The following is a 17,071-nucleotide window of genomic DNA, read 5'->3' as shown; positions in this document are numbered from 1 at the left end:
CCGCAGCACTGGCCCCCCGCGGCCCGCCACGCGGGCGGACGATCGACCACCGTGATGGATCAGTGGAGCGGTGATCGACTGGAATACAGCATATCATCGCCGACGGCGCGGCGGCAAGCGCTCTGGGAAGATGGGGCCATGGCGACTGTCGTGACGGCTCCCCGCGGGATGCGGGACTTCCTCCCAGCCGAGAAGGCGCGCCGTGACCACGTGCTCGGCGTGATCCGTGGCGTGTACACGCGCCACGGCTTCGACGAGATCGAGACCCCCGTCGTCGAGGACGCCTCGCGGCTGCACGCGGGCCTCGGCGGCGACAACGAGAAGCTGGCCTTCGCCGTGATGCGTCGGGGGCTCACCGTCGAGGACCTCCGCGTCGCCGAGGCGCCGCTCGACCTGGCCGACCTCGGACTCCGGTTCGACCTCACGGTCCCGCTCGCCCGGTTCTACGCGAGCCACCGTTCCGAGTTGCCGACGGTGTTCCGGTCCGTGCAGATCGCGCCCGTCTGGCGCGCGGAGCGTCCGCAGAAAGGCCGCTACCGGCAGTTCGTGCAGTGCGACATCGACATCCTCGGTGAGGCCGGGCCGCTCGCCGAGATCGAACTCATCCGCGCGACGACCGACGCCGTGGACGCCCTCGGCATCACCGGGACCACCATCCGCGTCAACGACCGGCGGATCCTCGTGGCGCTGCTCGGCTCGTGGGGCGTCGACGGGCCCGATGCCGACGCCGCCCTCGTCGTCGTCGACAAGCTCGACAAGATCGGCCCCGACGGCGTCGCGCGCGAACTCGTGGCACTGCCGGGGCTGGCCGGACACGACGCCTCCGAGCTCGAGGCCGTGCTGCGCGACCTCGCGACGGCCGACTGGGACAGCGTCGTGGGCGCCGACTGGCTCGACGCCGAGGCGTTCGGGGACCTGCAGGCCCTGCGTGCGGCCCTGCCCGGCGTGCGACTGCAGTTCGATCCGACGCTCGTCCGGGGCATGGGGTACTACACGGGCACCATCTTCGAGGTCGCGCACCCCGACTTCGGGTACAGCCTCGGCGGTGGTGGGCGGTACGACGGCATGATCGGGCGCTTCCTCGGCCAGGACGTCCCCGCGGTCGGGTTCTCGCTCGGGTTCGAGCGCCTCGTCGACCTCGTGACGCTGCCCGAGGACGCCACCGCCGACGCCGTCGTGCTCGTCCACGACCGCGACGTCCCGCCCGCCCGCCTCGCCGCGCTCAAGCAGGACGTCCTGGCCGGCCACGCCCGGGTGCGCCTCGAACGCCGGACCAAGAACATGAAGAACCTGTTGGCCGGGCTCGCCGCCGCGGGGTTCACCGCCTTCGCGACGGTGGACACCGACAGCACCCTCGAGGACCTCGCCTTCCGACCGCTCGAGTGACCCCGCTCGCTAGGATCGGTCCCGGATTCGTCCAACCACCACTACCGCTTGTTAGGAGTACCCCGTGGCCGTGATCGATGCCGTTGGAGCACGCGAAGTCCTCGATTCCCGAGGCAACCCGACCGTCGAGGTCGAGGTGCTCCTCGACGACGGCGTGGTCTCGCGCGCCCTGGTCCCGTCCGGCGCCTCGACCGGCGCGTTCGAGGCCTACGAGCTGCGTGACGGCGACGCCGGACGCTACGGCGGCAAGGGCGTGCTCAAGGCCGTCGAGGGTGTCCTCGACGAGATCGGCCCGGCGCTCGAGGGCTTCGACGCCACCGACCAGCGTCTCGTGGACGCGGCGCTCATCGAGCTCGACGGTACCGAGAACAAGTCCCGCCTCGGCGCGAACGCGATCCTCGGCGCCTCGCTCGCGGTCGCCCGCGCCGCGGCGGACTCCGCCGACCTGCCCCTGTTCCGCTACCTCGGCGGCCCGAACGCGCACACCCTGCCCGTGCCGCTCATGAACGTCGTCAACGGCGGCGCCCACGCCGACACGAACGTCGACATCCAGGAGTTCTTCCTCGTGCCCTACGGCGCGTCGTCCTTCTCCGAGGCCCTCCGGTGGGGCGTCGAGACCTACCACGCGCTCAAGGGCGAGCTGAAGAAGCAGGGGCTCGCCACCGGCCTCGGCGACGAGGGCGGGTTCGCCCCGGAGCTCGCCTCGAACCGCGCCGCGCTCGACTTCCTCGTCGCCGCGATCGAGAAGGCCGGGTTCACCCCCGGCAAGGACATCGCGCTCGGCCTCGACGTCGCCTCGACGGAGTTCTACGCCGACGGCACGTACGCGTTCGAGGGCGGGCAGCTCTCGAGCGAGGAGTTCACGCAGTACTTCGTGGACCTCGTCGGCAACTACCCCCTCGTCACCATCGAGGACCCGCTCGCCGAGGACGACTGGGAGGGCTGGACGCACTTCACCGCCGAGCTCGGGTCGAAGGTGCAGATCGTCGGTGACGACCTCTTCGTGACGAACCCGAAGCGCCTCGCCAAGGGGATCCAGGAGCGGGCGGCGAACTCGATCCTCGTCAAGGTGAACCAGATCGGCACCCTGACCGAGACCCTCGACGCCGTCGCGCTCGCACAGCGCAGCGGCATGACCGCGATCCTGTCCCACCGCTCGGGCGAGACCGAGGACACGACGATCGCCGACATCGCGGTCGCGGTGGACGGCGGCCAGATCAAGACCGGTGCGCCGGCCCGCTCGGACCGCGTCGCCAAGTACAACCAGCTCCTCCGGATCGAGGAGGAGCTGGGCGACGCCGCCGTGTACGCCGGCCGCAGCTCGTTCCCGCGCAGCGCCCACCTGTGAGCTGAGCACCCGCTGGTCCGGACCGTCGGACCAGCGGATGCCGCTCCGGCCCCTGGGCCTCCCGACCGGGAGGCCCAGGGGCCGTTCCGTGTGTCGGCTGGTGGACGACGCGTCAGTGGAATCACCGGTGTGAGCACGGGCGCGGGAGGCAGTGCCCGGCGTCCTCGGTGGTCGGTTGCGCGTGGGATGGGGGACGGGTCCGGACCGTGCCGCTGTCCGGACCGTGCCGCTGCCCGGACCGGACCGGCGCCCGGGTTATCGTCGCTCCATGCCCTCGACGAAGCCCCGCGTCCGTCGCGTGCCGATAGCGATGCCCGCCGCCACGAGTCCGTCCGGCGCCTGGTTCCGGAACATCCGGTTCTCGGGCTTCAGCGTCCTCATGCTCGGCATCGTCGTGCTGTTCGTCGTGGTGCTCGCGCCGTCGCTGCGGACGCTGATCCAGCAGCAGCAGGAGATCGCGCAGAAGGAGCAGCAGGTCGCCGCGCAGCGTGCGGACGTCGCGACGAAGAAGCGGGACGTGGCGCGGTGGGACGACCCCGCCTACATCGAGGCCCAGGCGCGCGACCGCCTGCTGTACGTGTACCCGGGCGAGACGAGCTACCTCGTCATGGGCGCGGGGAGCGGGTCCTCGTCGGGCTCGACCAGTGCCGTGACGACCGACTCGGGCACCCCCGTGAGCTCGAAGCTCCAGACGCCGAAGGTCGACTGGGTGCAGGCGATGTTGTCGTCGGTGCTCGAGTCCGGGCTGACCGAGAAGACGACGTCCGAGCTCGTCGCCCCGGACGTCTCGGGCAGTGGGACGCCGACCACGGGTGCGACCGCGGGCACGGGCGCCGGGCGCTGATCGCTGATCGCTGATCGCTGATCGCTGATCGCTGATCGCTGATCGCGCGGGCATCGCGCGCCGACCTGCGGGTACCCAGCGCCGGACGGCCCGAGGACGGATCGTGCACCGGGTAGGATCACCGTCCCGTGGCAACTCCTCCGTTCGATCCGCCCACCGCCCGTGACGTCGCCGTCGTCTCGGCCCAGCTCGGGCGTCCCGCGCGTGACGTCATCGGCATCCCGGCGCGCTGCGTGTGCGGTGCGCCGACGGTCGTGGCGACGCAGCCCCGGTTGTCGAACGGCACGCCCTTCCCGACCCTGTACTACCTGACGCACCCCGCGGCGACGGCCGCGGTGTCGACGCTCGAGGCGACGGGTGCGATGCCGGAGCTCGCGGCCCTCCTCGAGGAGCAGTCCGTGGCCGACGCGTACGGTGCCGCGCACGAGGCGTACCTGGCGGACCGCGAGTCGATCGAGGTCGTCGCGGAGATCGCGGGGGTCACCGCGGGCGGCATGCCGAACCGGGTGAAGTGCCTGCACGCGCTCGTGGGGCACGCCCTCGCCGCGGGGCCGGGCGTGAACCCGATCGGCGACCTCGCGCTCGAACGGGCGGCCTGGAGCCCCGAGCGGTGCGCCTGCGTGACGTACGATGGGGTGGACGACGGCGGAGTCGGGGTGGGCGGAGGCAGAGAGTAAACTCTCGGCAAACCCCCATCCAAGGAGACATCACTCGTGCCCAAGATCCTCATCGTCGGCGGCGGCTACGCCGGCTTCTACACAGCATGGAAGCTCGAGAAGGCGCTCCGCCCGGGCGAGGCCGAGGTCACGATGGTGGACCCGCTGCCCTACATGACCTACCAGCCGTTCCTGCCGGAGGTCGCGGCCGGGTCGATCGAGCCGCGGCACGCGGTGGTCGCGCACCGTCGGCACCTCGGCAAGACCCGTGTCGTCACGGCCAAGGTCACCAAGGTCGACCACGCCACGAAGACCGCGACGATCACGCCGCAGGTCGGCGAGCCGTGGGAGGAGACCTACGACACGCTCGTCATGACCGCCGGTGCCGTCTCGCGCACGTTCCCGATCGCCGGCGTCGCCGAGGAGGCCATCGGCCTCAAGACCATCGAGGAAGCCGCCGCGATCCGCGACAAGATCCTCACGAACTTCGCGAAGGCCGCGAACCTGCCCGCCGGCCCGGAGCGCGAGCGTCTCCTCACCGTCGTGGTCGTCGGCGGTGGCTTCGCCGGCATCGAGATCTTCGCCGAGCTGCGGTCGTTCGCCACGAACCTGCTCCGGAACTACCCGACCATCTCGTTCGACGAGACCCACTTCCACCTGGTCGAGGCGATGGGGCGCATCATGCCCGAGGTCTCCCTCGAGACCAGCCACTGGGTGCTCAAGAACCTCGCCGAGCGCGGCGCTGAGGTCCACCTCGACACGCAGCTCGCCTCGGCGGTCGGCGGCGTCTGCCAGTTCAAGCCGAACGAGGGCGAGATCCAGACCGTCGAGTCCGACCTCATCATCTGGACCGCGGGTGTCATGGCGAACCCGATGGTCAAGGGCACCGACCTCCCGCTCGAGCCGCGTGGACGCATCCGTGTGCAGCCGGACCTCCGTGTCGTGGACGACAACGGGATCGTCGCGGACGCCTGGGCCTGCGGTGACGTCGCGGCGGTGCCGGACCTCACGGGCGGCGGTGTGGGCGGCATGTGCGTGCCGAACGCCCAGCACGCGGTCCGCCAGGCCAAGCAGCTGGCGAAGAACCTCGTCGCGGTCATCCGCGGTGAGGAGCCGAAGGACTACAAGCACGAGAACCTCGGCGCGGTGGCGGGCCTCGGCCTCGGCATCGGTGTGTTCCAGTCGGGCAAGTTCGCGATGAAGGGCTTCCTCGCCTGGGGCGCGCACCGCGGGTACCACGGCCTGGCCATGCCGTCGTGGGAGCGCAAGGTCCGCGTGGTCGGCGACTGGCTCACCGGCACGATGTTCGGCCGCGACATCGTCTCGCTCGACGACCGCGAGACCCCGCGTGCCGCGTTCGAGACGTTCGCGTCGCGCCCGAAGCCCCCGATGCCCGAGGCCGGTACGCCCGAGGGTGCGTCGGGCCCGGTCTACGCGACCCCCGCCGACGACGTCTCGAAGGACGTCAAGAAGGACGACGCCGCGCCCGCCGCGAAGACGACCACGCGCAAGCCGGCCGCCAAGAAGGCCGCTGCGCCGAAGGCCGACGCCGCTGCCGCGGCCCAGCCCGTCGCCGAGCCGGCCGCGGAGTCGGCGCCGGTCAGCGCGAAGGCGGAGTAGCCGACTCCGTCCGCGCCAGCGGATCGACCACGATCGAGGCGGTCACCCCACGGGGTGACCGCCTCGTCCACGTCCGGGGTGCCGACGATCTAGGCTGGAACGCGTTCCCGAGCAACGCTCGGTGCGCGGCTGGCCCGCGCCGCCCCCGTGGCCCAACGGCAGAGGCATGCGACTTAAAATCGCCGAGTTGAGGGTTCGAATCCCTCCGGGGGCACCGAACACCGCCGGCGCCCCCGCGACGGCCCGTCACCCCCTAGGCTGCGGATCGTGACGACCCGAACCCGAACCGCGTCGACCCGAGACGCGACCCTCGACATCGCCCGTGGCATCGCGATCATCATGATCGTGCTCGGCCACGTCCTGCGCGGACTGGCGTCCGCGCACATCATCGACCGCCATGCCGCCGGCTACATCGACACCGACCGACTCCTGTACAGCGTGCACCTCACGGTGTTCGCGTTCATCAGCGGCCTGTTCGTCGCTCGCGCCGTCGATCGTGACGGCGTCGGCCGGTACCTCCGCAGCCGCGACGTGCTGTTCATCTACGTCTACGTCGTGTGGTCGCTCGTGCAGGGCGTGGTGAAACTGGCTGCCGGCGCCCTCGTGAACTCGCCCACGAGCATCACGAGCACACTCGACCTGCTGCACCCGGACGGGCAGCTCTGGTTCCTGCCGTGGCTCGTGGCCGTGTCGACGGTGGCCGCGCTCGTCCGCCCGTGGCGGTCCCGTTCCGTCATGATCGCCAGCATCGTGGGGGCGCTCGTCGTGAGCATCGCGGGCTGGGGCACTGACCTGGGGGTCGCCCTCGTCCAGGGCCTCGGGATCTGGGTGTTCTTCTTCCTCGGCGTGTGCATCGGCGCGCGCCGCGTGATCGAGTTCATCGCGCGCGTGCGGATCCCCGTGGTGGGTGTCGTCGCGCTCGTCGGGACCGTCGCCTTCGTCGCCCTGGTGTTCGGCACGTCCGAGGGCACGCCGACCCCGAGTGCGGGCGACCACCACGGGGTGGTGGCGGTCGCGCTCGGTCTGCTCACGACCCTGGTCGGCCTCGTGGCGGTGATCGCGGTCTCCCGGCTGCTCGCGGCCGTGTCGTGGCTGACCTGGGTCGGTGCGGTCGGCCGCCGCACGCTCGAGATCTTCCTCGCGAGCATCACGTTCGCGTCGGGCACCCGGATCGTCCTGTCGCACCTCGGCGTCCAGGACCCGGTCGTCCACGTGGTCGTCGGCACGCTCGCGGGCGTCGTCGGTCCGATCCTGCTCGGCATCGTCCTCGAGCGGCTCCGGTTCCCCTGGCTGTTCACGGCGCCCTCGCGGCTGACCGGCACGCGTGCCTCCGTGACACCGCGCGCGGACGTCCCAGCGCACCGCTGACGCCGCCCTTCGGGACATTGCGCACATCACCGGCATTTCGTATACCGCCGATTGGGTTTCCGCGGTCGGCTCGTGCAACGATCGTTCGCCACGGAACGGGGAAGGGGACCATGGTGTGGGGGACGACGATGAGCCGGATGGCGAACGGGTTCCGGCACGGCGTGTACGTCGGGATCACCGGGGATGCAGCGCGAGCCACATCGATGCGAGTGGCGGTGAGATCGAGGCGACGCACTCGGCGTACTCCGTCGAGGCGAGCACGGATGACGACCGACAGGACGCGGTTGGGGGCCTCCAGGTAGCGGCGGCAGCCGAATCGTTCATCGGCCCGCTTCCTGCCCCGCGGACACTCGCCGAGTACGACACAGTCGTGCCCGGCGCTGCGGCGCGGATCGTCGAGGCTCACCTCCGACGTGAGGCGGTCGACGCGGACGCACTCGAGCGTCTGAGCGCCGCGGAAGCGACAGCCGTTCTCATCGGCGCGTTCGGTGCGCAGGCCCTGACGCTCGGCGGACTCGGTGCCGCAGTCGTGTTGATCGCCGCCGGTGACCCCGGGTGGGCCTGCACCGTCGGGGTCCCCGCCGTCCTGGGTGGTGCGGCACAGCTCGCCGCGGCGATTCGTCGGTCCGCCGACGGCGACCATTGAGGTCTCGGGGCTGCAGCACCGTCAGTGGTGCGGTCGGGAGGCGCGGGGCGAGCCGGTCCCGAGCCTCCCGACCGTGGGCAGTGGGTCAGGGCGCGATGAGCAGCCCGGCCGCGTGGTCCTCGGCCGCCGTCGCCTTGGCGACGTAGTGGACCTTCTTGCCGGTCGCGTTGTAGGGGATGCTGTCGACGAACCGGTACAGCCGGGGGCGCTTGTAGCGGGCGAGCGCGGGGTGGGATCCGGTGAACGACTCGAGCGCGGCTGCCGCTGCCGCGTCGTCCTCGGGCAGACCGTCGCCGGGCCTGCGGACGACGTAGGCGGTGACGACCTCGCCCCACCGCTCGTCGGGCACGCCCACGACGACCGAGTCGGCGACGCCGGGGTGCTCCCCGAGCACGGCCTCGACCTGCACCGGGTGGACGTTCTCGCCGCCGGAGATGATCATGTCGTCCTTGCGCCCGACGATCGTCACGCGCTCCTGGGTGTCCCAGGTGGCGAGGTCGCCCGGGTAGAACCAGCCGTCCGAGAACTTCTCGTCCTCGAGCTGCGGGTTCCGGTACGAGTAGCCCGACTTGACGGTGCGGACCGCGAACTCGCCGATCTCGGTGCCGTCCTTGGCGACCGTGTCCGTCGGATCGGCGAGGCGGTCGGCGTACACCTGGACCACCGCCACGTCGTCGTCGGTGGACGCACGGCCGGTGGAACCAGCGCCGTCGGGGAAGTCCTCCGGCCGCAGGAACGTGTTCCAGAAGGTCTCGGTGGTGCCGTACCCGTTGAAGATCCGCGGGGTCAGCAGCTCCTGGAACCGCAGCGCGGCGGCACGGTCGAGCGGTGCGCCCATCGTGACGATGCCGTGGAGCGACGACAGATCCCGGGCGTGGCGTTCCTGCGCGTCGGCGAGCTGGACGAGGTTCGTCGGGGCGCCGATGAGGAACGTCAGCCGCTCGGACTCGACGAGGTCGAGCACTGCGTCCGCGTCGAAGTGCCGGAGGGTGGTGAGCTCCGCTCCGACGTAGAACACGGGGTTGGGGCCGCCGGAGTACAGGCCACCTCGGTGGAACAGCGGCGACATGTTGAGCGTCTTGTCGAACGGCGTCAGCGGGAAGTGCATGATGACGTCGTGTGCGCTGAGCACCTCGACGAGGCTCGGCAGCGGCACGGGCTTCGGCCGTCCGGTCGTGCCCGACGTGTACAGGCGTGTGGTCTCGTCGTAGGTGGTCCGCGGCCGTGCGTCGTCGCGCTCCGCGAGTTCGAGGTGCGTGACGGGCTCGGCCGCCAGCAGGGTCTCGAACGACTCGGTGTCCGCGGACGTCCCGTCGGCCCCGACCACCACGACCCGCGCGGGAGCGTGGGTGGCGGTGGCGAGCGCGTCGGTCATGTCCCCGGTCCGCGCGGCGTCGTGGAGGAGCACGACCGGTGCCGAGTCGTCGATGATGTACGCGACCTCGGCGGGGGCCAGGCGGAAGTTCGTGGGCGAGAACACGGCGCCGATGCGGTGGCACGCCAGGTACGCGATCGCGAGCTCCGGACCGTTGAACAGCTCCGCCATGACGACGGCACCGCGTCCGACGCCGTTCCGGACGAGCCAACCACCGACGCGGTCGACGGCGTCGCCGAGCTCGGCGTAGGTCCAGGAGCGTCCGGAGGACGGATCGCGCAGGGCCGGCCGATCGGCGAACCGGTGCACGTTGCGGGCGAAGCCGTTGGCGTAGGTGTACTGCCCCTCGAACACCCCGCGGAAGCGGGTGGGGTCGTACGGCGTCGTCGTGTCCGGTGTGCGGTCGGTGTCGGTGCTCATGGTCGCTCCAGCTCGTCGGCGCGTCGGCGGGCTCCGGCGCACCGTCCGTCAGCGTATCGCGGGGGACCGCCGGGGCGGGTCGATCCGCGGACGGCCGGTCGGGCCTCCCGTCAGTCGCGCAGGGCGGGCTCGACGACGCGGGTCCAGGTCCAGACGGCGAGCGCCACCGCGGCGCAGCCGCCCATGGTGACCCCGACGGTCGCGAGGGACAGGTGCGTGCCGGTCGAGCCCGAGTACACGGCCACCGCGAGCGCCACGGGGACGGTCGCGACGGCGGCGTAGCGCGCGCGGGACGTCGCCCACAGTGCGGCGCCGGCCGACCCGGCGACGGGGAGGAGCGTGGTCACGACCGACCCGAGGCCGCCGACGCAGAGGGTGGTGGCGAACTCGGACAGGAACTGGTGCCAGAACCCCGCTCCGGCGCTGACGCTGCACAGGAGCCAGCCGATCGCCGCGAGCGCGAGGAGCGCGCCCGTCTGCACGGTCGCGCTCCTCGCGCTCGCCCCGTCGGTGCCCAGGGCGACGACCCTGCGCGGGAGTCGGACGTGCCGGTGCGGGAGCGGATCGCGTCCACCGACGCCGACCGAGGGGACGATGAGCACGCCGAGCAGCACCGCGGGTGCGAGGTGCGCGCTCCGGGTGAGGAGGCACGCGACGAGCGCCGCGACCACGAGGGCCGGGGAGACCCGGACGACGACGGCGTCGCGGGACGGTCCCGCGCTCCATCGTGCGGCGACCACCACGGCGACCGCGAGCACGGCGGTCCCGAGGACGACCGCGATCGCGAGGCGGGCGTAGCGCGGCTCCGCGGCGATGCCGGTGGCGAACAGCGTCAGCAGGCTGGCGACACCGGCCGACACGGACACCGCGGCCCACGTCGGGAGCGCCCCCGTGCCCTCGGCGGTCGAGCCGACGGGGCGGTTCCGCCCGGTCAACCGTGCGAGACGCCACCGGAACCGGCCGCGGGTGGACCGGGCGAGCAGGGTGAGCGGCACCGCGACGAGCACGAGGAACGCGGCGACCCCGACGAGCACCAGCACGAGGGTCCGCAGCGAGACGCTCGCCGGGATGCTCGGCACGTGTGCGTCGTAGGCGGTCGCCGCCGTCCAACCGTCGTCGGGTCGGGCGCCCGCACCGCCACCGCCGGTACCGCTCGCGTCGTCGCCGGTCGCGCCACCGGGGCCGCCGCCCGTACCGGACCCGCCCGTACCGGACCCGGACGCGCCGGACCCGGATCCGCCGGACCCGGGGCCACCACGGACCGAACCGCCCGGGAGGCCCGGTTCGGCCCGTCCCGTCGCGTGCGGTGACGAGGGCGCCGCGCCGGACGTGCCGTCCCCGTCACCGCCGGACGACGTCGGACCGCCGCTCGGCGCGTCGGTCAGGGCGCCCCCGACGACCACCGCGCGCCCGGCCGACACCGGCGAGAGGTTCCCCGCCGCGTCGCGCTGCCCCGCCGCGAAGCTGCGTGTGCCGTCCGGGATGCTCGATCCGGCCGTGGTGCACGACCAGCGGGTCGCGGTGACCGCGCTCTGGCACACCGGATTGCCGTCGACGTACACCGTGACCGTGTCGCCGGTCTCGCCGGTGCCCGCGACGGTGATCGGCTGCGCCCGGACGTGCGTGCCGACCGCGGGACGCGTGAGGACCGGGGCGACGGGCGCGGTGCGGTCGACGGTGACGGCCACCGGTGACGACGACGTGCTGCGCACGGTCGCGGCGAACCCCAGCGCCGGATCCGCGGCCTGGGTCGCCGTCATCGTCCAGGTCCCCGTCGTCAGGGCGTCGGGCCCGGCGGACCAGGAGACGTACCAGGACCCGTCGGAGGCGATCGTGGCCGTTCGGGAGGCGCTCCCGGCGTCCACCGTCACCCGCGCTCCGGGGTACCCCGTGCCGGTCACGCCCCCGGTCGTCGGGCCCGTCGTCGTGACGACCGGCGGTGTCAGGACGTCGACGGGTGCGGCGTCGTCGGGCGCCAGGTCGTCGTGCGTCGTGTCGAGAACGGTGAAGACCTGGCGGGGCCCGGAGCGGACCGGTCCGGTGCACGCCCACGTCCCGTCGCCGGTCACGGTGGTCGAGCAGACCGACGCCGTGGGCGTGCTCGGGTCGGCGACGCGCACGCGGTCGTCCGGGGTCCCGCGGCCCGTGAACCGGCCGCTTCCGGTGGTGATGGCCGACTGGTCGTCGATCGACGGTGCGACCGGCGTCGGAGCGGTCGGGCTCGCCGAGGCGGCCGGCGCCGCCTGCTGTGCGCCGGCCGGCTGGGTCGGCACGGCCCGGGGCATGGTGGTGGTGATCGGAGCACGTGCCGTCGCGTCGGGCGAGGCGGCGCGTGCGGGAGCCGCCGCGGCGAGCAGGGCCACGACGACGGCGAGCGGCGCCGCGGTGACGAGTGCGACCCGTCGCCCCCGCAGGGCGCGTCGGTGCCGAGCGGGCGGTCGACGCACGACCGGCCACCCGACGGCCCCCCGGCCCGCTCGTGTTCCCTGATCCACTGCCCCCCATTCGAGGTCACCCGCGTGCCGACGTCAACCACTCGCTCGGCTCGGCGGATCCAGCCGATGCGAAATCGTGACGAAGGCTCCACGCGCCCGGGAACCAGCCGAACGGTGCGCGGGAATCAGCCGAGAGCCAGTACCCCGGCGGCCGAGCGCTCCTGGTGCCGCCCGTATAGTCGATACGGACACATGTGCCTGCGTGTCCGTCGCGGAGAAGGAGTACTCGCCATGGACACCGGTCTCGTCACGACGCTCATCGTCGTCGGAGTGGTCGTCGTCGTGCTGGTGGTCGTCGGCATCGCCGTCTGGGCCACGTCGCGGTCGCTCGTGGCCCTGAAGGGCCGGGTCGACCAGGCGTGGAGTGAGATCGAGACGCAGTTCCACCGGCGGGCCGAGCTCGTCCCGACGATCGTCGACACCGTCCGGGGGTACGCCACCCACGAGAACGGTCTGTTCGAGACCGTGACGCAGGCCCGGGCCGAGACGCTGAGCGCGGGCGACGCCACGGCTGCGTCGGAGGCCGAGGGGCACATGCAGAAGGCACTCAAGCGCGTGTTCTCCATCGCCGAGGGCTACCCGCAGCTGCAGTCGAGCCAGGCGTTCCTGCAGCTGCAGTCGGAACTCGTCGCGACCGAGGACAAGATCCAGTCGGCGCGCCGCTACTACAACGGCAGCGTCCGCGAGCTCAACACGAAGATCCGCGTGTTCCCGGGCTCCGCCGTCGCGCGGAACCGCGGGTACCGCGAGGCACCGTTCTTCGAGACCGCGGAGCCCGCCGCGATCGCCGAACCCCCGCGCGTGCAGTTCTGACGGGTGCGGTCGTCAGGGGCCGTCCGGCGGGGAGTCCGCGGCCTCGGCGTCGTCCGCGGCCTCGTGCGGCACGAGCGGCACACCGAGGGCGTCCGCGAGCCGCGCTGCCGCTGTTCCCCGGTCGGTGACCGCCACGGCGTCGAGTCCCTGCCAGTCCGCGGTGCGGAGCAGCAGTGCGCCGAGACGCCCGGGATCGAGGTGTCGGCCGGGTTCCTCCCATGCCGTCCGGACGCGGAGGACACCGTGCTGGCGGTCGCTCTTGAGGTCGACCCGGCCCACGACCTGGTCGTCCTGCAGGACCGGTAAAACGTAGTAGCCGTACACGCGCTTCGGGGCCGGTGTGTAGATCTCGATCCGGTAGTGGAACCCGAAGACGCGCTCGGCGCGGGGCCGGAACCAGACGACGGGGTCGAACGGGCTGAGCACGGCGTCGGCCTCGACACGGCGGGGGACCGTGGCGTCGGCGTGCATCCACGCCGGGCGGCCCCAGCCCTCGACCTCGACGGGCACGACGACCCCGGCGTCCTCGAGGTCGCGCAGCGCCGACCGGGTCCGGTCCGACCGGAGGCGGTGGTAGTCCGCGACGTCCGCGAGCGTCCCGACGCCGGAGGCCCGGATCGAGCGCTCGACGAGGGTGCGGACCGCGTCGGTCTCGTCCGGGATCGTGTCGAGCACCTCGGCCGGCAGCACCTGGTCCGGCAGGCCGTACACGCGCTCGAAGCCGCTCCGCCCGGCGCTCACGACGTCGCCCCAGCGGAACAGGTGCTCGAACCCCCGCTTGACGTCGCTCCAGCCCCACCACGGTCCTCGCCGTACGTTGCTCTCGTGCTCCACCGCGCTCGCGGGCAGGGGCCCTTCGGCGCGGAGCACGGCGAGGAGTTCCCGGAGGAGTGGCGCATGGGTGGCCGCGAAGCCGTCGGGGTCGGCGTGGTCCCGCGCACGCCGCGTGTCCATCGCCCACCGGAACAGCGGCCAGCTCGCGCGGGGGATGAACGCGGCCTCGTGCGCCCAGTACTCCAGGTGGGCGGCGCCCTTCGTCATCGTCATGCGGTCGAGGAGGGCCTTGTCGTACGCACCGAGGCGGGCGAAGACGGGGAGGTAGTGGCTCCGCTCGAACACGTTCACGGAGTCGATCTGCAGGAGCCCCAGCCGCTCGACGAGGGCGCGGATGGTCCGGCTCGACACCGCGCCCTCCGGCACCGCGCGGCCGATGCCCTGCGCTCCGAGCGCGACGCGTCGTGCCTGGGCGGCGGAGAGTGCGGTCCGGACCATGCCCGCAACGCTACCGGCGGCCTCCGACGTGCCCGCTGCCTCCCGGTCGTCCGGAACGCGCGCATCGTATTCCGGGATCGGAACACGAACGGGCACGCGCTCATACACTGGCGCAATGGCATGGGGCAAGAAGAAGCAACCGGACGCCCGGACGACGCGGCCGGCACCAGCGCTGTCGCGCCCCGCGGGTCGCGAGCAGGCGCGGACAGGTCGAGAGCCGGTCCCGTCGCGACGGCATCCGGCGTCGGTCGTCGAGGACAACGTCCCCGTCGGCATGCAGATCGCCGGTGCCTTCAGCTGGCGGATCCTCGTCGTCGTGGGCGTGATCGCGCTCTTCATCTGGCTGATGACGCTGTTCAGCGAGATCCTCATCCCGTTCCTCGTCGGCATCGTGATCGCGGCGTTCCTCATCCCGATCTCGAACTGGATGCAGCGGCACCACGTGCCCAAGTGGGCGGCGATCGTCATCAGCCTGGTCGGCGGTCTCGCCGCGGTCGCCGCACTGCTCTGGCTCGTCGTGAGCCAGATCGTCTCGTCCTACCCGTCCCTCAAGAAGCAGACGCTGTCGCAGTTCGACAACATCAAGGACCTGATCGCGGGCGCGGGCCTCGGCGTGACGCAGAAGGACATCTCGGGCTACCTCGACCAGGGCACGAACTGGCTCCAGGCGCACTCGGGTTCGATCCTGTCAGGCGTCGCGAGCGCCGGATCGAGCCTGACGCACGTCGCCGAGGGCCTGTTCGTCATCCTGTTCACGGTGATCTTCCTGCTCATCGACGGCAAGAACGTCTGGCGCTGGTCCGTTCGGGTGTTCCCGATCAAGGCCCGCGCGGCGGTCGACGGTGCGGGCGTCGCCGGCTGGATCACGCTCTCGAGCTTCGTGCGCGTGCAGATCTTCGTCGCGTTCGCCGACGCGGTGGGCATCGGGTTCGGCTCCTGGTTCGTCGGCCTGTTCTTCGGCGGGCTGCCGCTCGTCATCCCGATCGCCGTGTTCGTGTTCCTCGGGGCGTTCGTGCCGGTGGTCGGCGCGATCGTCACCGGCTTCCTCGCGGTCTTCGTCGCGCTCATCTTCAACGGCCCCGTCGCAGCTTTGCTCGTCATCGGCGTCGTCCTGCTCGTGCAGCAGATCGAGGGCCACATCCTCCAGCCGCTCGTCATGGGCAACGCGGTCAAGGTGCACCCGCTCGCGGTCGTGCTCGGCGTCACGGCGTTCTCCGGTCTGGCCGGCATCGCCGGCGCGTTCTTCGCCGTGCCGCTCATCGCCGTGCTCAACTCGATGGTCACGACCGTCGCGCAGGGGCGCTGGAAGTACATGGACTCCGACCACGTGCGCGACGCCAAGCCCGAGCACGGCACCACGGTCATCCCGCGGTCGCGGTGGCACCGGCACAAGATCGGCGACGACGTGCCGGCACCGGGCAGCGACAAGCAGCCGACCGCCAACAAGGGCACCGCGGTCGACGTCGAGTGAGTCGTCCCGCGACGGTGACCCGTCGCGGGACGTGCGCCGACACGCGATGATGGTCCGGTGACGATCCCCAGCACCGTGCCGCAGGTCCCGACCCTCGACGACGTCGAGGCCGCACGGGCGATCGTCGAGGGCGTGGCGCGCGTCACCCCGATGGAGACATCGCAGTTCCTCGGCGAGATCCTCGGCTCGGCCGTGCACCTCAAGTGCGAGAACCTGCAGCGCACCGGTGCGTACAAGATCCGTGGTGCGTACAACCGGCTCGCGGCGCTCGACGCCGACGAGCGCCGGCGCGGCGTCGTCGCCGCGAGCGCCGGCAACCACGCGCAGGGGGTCGCCCTGGCGGCCCGTGAGCTCGGCGTGCCGGCGACGATCTTCATGCCCGTCGGCGTCGCGCTCCCGAAGCTGCAGGCGACCCGGCAGTACGGCGCCGACACGGTCCTCCACGGCCACAGCGTCGAGGAGGCCCTGGCCGCTGCCCAGGAGTTCGCCACCCGGACCGGCGCGGTGTTCATCCCGCCGTTCGACCACCCGGACATCATCGCCGGGCAGGGCACCGTCGGCCTCGAGATCGTCGACCAGGTGCCGGACGTCGACACGGTCGTGGTGCCGATCGGCGGCGGGGGCCTGGTCTCCGGTGTCGCGCTCGCGGTCAAGGGCGTCGCCCGGCGGCAGGGCCGGTCGATCCGGGTCGTCGGCGTCCAGTCCGCGAACACGGCCTCGTACCCGGTGTCGATCGAGGCGGGTGCGCCGACCACCATCACGACCACCCCGACCATCGCCGACGGGATCGCGGTCGCCCGACCCGGCGAGCTCAACTTCCCGCTCGTCCGCGACCTGGTCGACGAGATCGTCACCGTCGCCGACGACGACGTCGCCCGGGCGCTCCTCGTGCTGCTCGAACGCGCCAAGCTCGTCGTCGAGCCGGCCGGCGCGGTGGGTGTGGCGGCGATCATGGCCGGGACCATCCGCGACTCCGGCAGGACCGTGGTGGTGCTGAGCGGTGGCAACATCGACCCGCTCATGATGGAGCGCGTGATCACGCGCGGTCTCGTCGCGGCGCAGCGCTACGTGGCGATCCGGATCATGCTCCCCGACCGCCCGGGGCAGCTCGCCCTCGTGTCGCAGGTGATCTCCGACGCCGGTGCGAACGTCGTCGAGGTCCTGCACACGCGGCACGGGCAGGGGCTCGAGATCACCGAGGTCGCGCTCGAGCTGAGCATCGAGGCCCGGGGGCCCGAGCACGCGGCCGAGGTCACGGAGCGCCTGCGCGAGGCCGGGTTCCGTCCACTCGTCCGCCATTGACGACGGTCGGGAGGGCCGGTGCGGACCGGTCCCGCCCCTCCCGACCGTCGTCAAT

General features: G+C 72.2%; 13 protein-coding genes and 1 tRNA gene. 11 read left to right on the top strand and 3 right to left on the bottom strand.

The annotated features are described in order from the left end of the window. Positions 1–138: 138 nt before the first annotated feature. The 8 genes from hisS (at position 139) to DEI81_RS14390 (ending at position 7,868) form a co-directional block, all read left to right on the top strand. The gene (hisS, locus tag DEI81_RS14425) at positions 139–1,386 is read left to right on the top strand and encodes a histidine--tRNA ligase (protein WP_111011430.1); all 1,248 of its coding nucleotides are present in this window, start codon (positions 139–141) and stop codon (positions 1,384–1,386) included. A 64-nt stretch (positions 1,387–1,450) separates the two neighbouring features. Further along, complete coding sequence (gene eno, locus DEI81_RS14420) at positions 1,451–2,734, top strand: phosphopyruvate hydratase (protein ID WP_111011429.1); 1,284 nt, start codon at positions 1,451–1,453, stop codon at positions 2,732–2,734. A gap of 268 nt (positions 2,735–3,002) precedes the next feature. Next, positions 3,003–3,578 carry a septum formation initiator family protein gene (locus DEI81_RS14415; RefSeq protein WP_111011428.1) on the top strand — a complete coding sequence of 192 codons (576 nt, stop codon included), beginning with the start codon at positions 3,003–3,005 and terminating at the stop codon, positions 3,576–3,578. 128 nt (positions 3,579–3,706) lie between these two features. After that, positions 3,707–4,255 carry a DUF501 domain-containing protein gene (locus DEI81_RS14410; RefSeq protein ID WP_111011427.1) on the top strand — a complete coding sequence of 183 codons (549 nt, stop codon included), beginning with the start codon at positions 3,707–3,709 and terminating at the stop codon, positions 4,253–4,255. Between the two features lie 36 nt (positions 4,256–4,291). Then, positions 4,292–5,854: an NAD(P)/FAD-dependent oxidoreductase gene (locus DEI81_RS14405; protein WP_111011426.1), complete on the top strand. Its 1,563-nt coding sequence runs from the start codon at positions 4,292–4,294 to the stop codon at positions 5,852–5,854. Positions 5,855–5,995: 141 nt separating this feature from the next. Further along, positions 5,996–6,068 (top strand) — tRNA-Leu (locus DEI81_RS14400). Between the two features lie 53 nt (positions 6,069–6,121). Beyond that, positions 6,122–7,222 (top strand): acyltransferase, encoded by a 1,101-nt coding sequence (locus DEI81_RS14395; protein ID WP_111011425.1) that lies wholly within the window; start codon positions 6,122–6,124, stop codon positions 7,220–7,222. Between the two features lie 370 nt (positions 7,223–7,592). Further along, positions 7,593–7,868 (top strand): hypothetical protein, encoded by a 276-nt coding sequence (locus DEI81_RS14390; protein WP_111011424.1) that lies wholly within the window; start codon positions 7,593–7,595, stop codon positions 7,866–7,868. A gap of 85 nt (positions 7,869–7,953) precedes the next feature. On the opposite strand, the gene DEI81_RS14385 is transcribed toward DEI81_RS14390, so the two are convergent. Together DEI81_RS14385 and DEI81_RS14380 are read right to left on the bottom strand one after the other, a co-directional pair. Beyond that, positions 7,954–9,663 carry a class I adenylate-forming enzyme family protein gene (locus DEI81_RS14385; RefSeq protein ID WP_111011423.1) on the bottom strand — a complete coding sequence of 570 codons (1,710 nt, stop codon included), beginning with the start codon at positions 9,661–9,663 and terminating at the stop codon, positions 7,954–7,956. 110 nt (positions 9,664–9,773) lie between these two features. Then, the gene (locus DEI81_RS14380) at positions 9,774–12,110 is read right to left on the bottom strand and encodes a hypothetical protein (protein ID WP_111011422.1); all 2,337 of its coding nucleotides are present in this window, start codon (positions 12,108–12,110) and stop codon (positions 9,774–9,776) included. Positions 12,111–12,389: 279 nt separating this feature from the next. Between DEI81_RS14380 and DEI81_RS14375 the strand changes: the two genes are divergently transcribed. After that, a complete protein-coding gene (locus DEI81_RS14375; protein WP_111011421.1) occupies positions 12,390–12,971 on the top strand; it encodes a LemA family protein in 582 nt (193 codons plus the stop codon). Between the two features lie 12 nt (positions 12,972–12,983). Here DEI81_RS14375 and DEI81_RS14370 read toward each other — a convergent pair whose 3' ends face one another. Next, positions 12,984–14,243 carry a winged helix-turn-helix domain-containing protein gene (locus tag DEI81_RS14370; protein ID WP_111011420.1) on the bottom strand — a complete coding sequence of 420 codons (1,260 nt, stop codon included), beginning with the start codon at positions 14,241–14,243 and terminating at the stop codon, positions 12,984–12,986. Between the two features lie 115 nt (positions 14,244–14,358). Between DEI81_RS14370 and DEI81_RS14365 the strand changes: the two genes are divergently transcribed. Further along, a complete protein-coding gene (locus DEI81_RS14365) occupies positions 14,359–15,714 on the top strand; it encodes an AI-2E family transporter (RefSeq protein ID WP_258368764.1) in 1,356 nt (451 codons plus the stop codon). 57 nt (positions 15,715–15,771) lie between these two features. Further along, a complete protein-coding gene (gene ilvA, locus DEI81_RS14360; RefSeq protein ID WP_111011419.1) occupies positions 15,772–17,016 on the top strand; it encodes a threonine ammonia-lyase in 1,245 nt (414 codons plus the stop codon). Positions 17,017–17,071 lie beyond the last annotated feature (55 nt).

The sequence above is a fragment of the Curtobacterium sp. MCBD17_013 genome, from assembly GCF_003234565.1.
GTDB lineage: Bacteria > Actinomycetota > Actinomycetes > Actinomycetales > Microbacteriaceae > Curtobacterium.
This window is presented reverse-complemented; position numbering and strand designations above follow the sequence as displayed.

Coding starts and splice junctions, on each gene's coding strand:
- hisS (WP_111011430.1), top strand. CDS start 139: ATGGCGACTGTCGTGACGGCTCCCCGCGGGATGCGGGACTTCCTCCCA.
- DEI81_RS14415 (WP_111011428.1), top strand. CDS start 3,003: ATGCCCTCGACGAAGCCCCGCGTCCGTCGCGTGCCGATAGCGATGCCC.
- DEI81_RS14385 (WP_111011423.1), bottom strand. CDS start 9,663: ATGAGCACCGACACCGACCGCACACCGGACACGACGACGCCGTACGAC.
- DEI81_RS14375 (WP_111011421.1), top strand. CDS start 12,390: ATGGACACCGGTCTCGTCACGACGCTCATCGTCGTCGGAGTGGTCGTC.
- DEI81_RS14370 (WP_111011420.1), bottom strand. CDS start 14,243: ATGGTCCGGACCGCACTCTCCGCCGCCCAGGCACGACGCGTCGCGCTC.
- DEI81_RS14365 (WP_258368764.1), top strand. CDS start 14,359: ATGGCATGGGGCAAGAAGAAGCAACCGGACGCCCGGACGACGCGGCCG.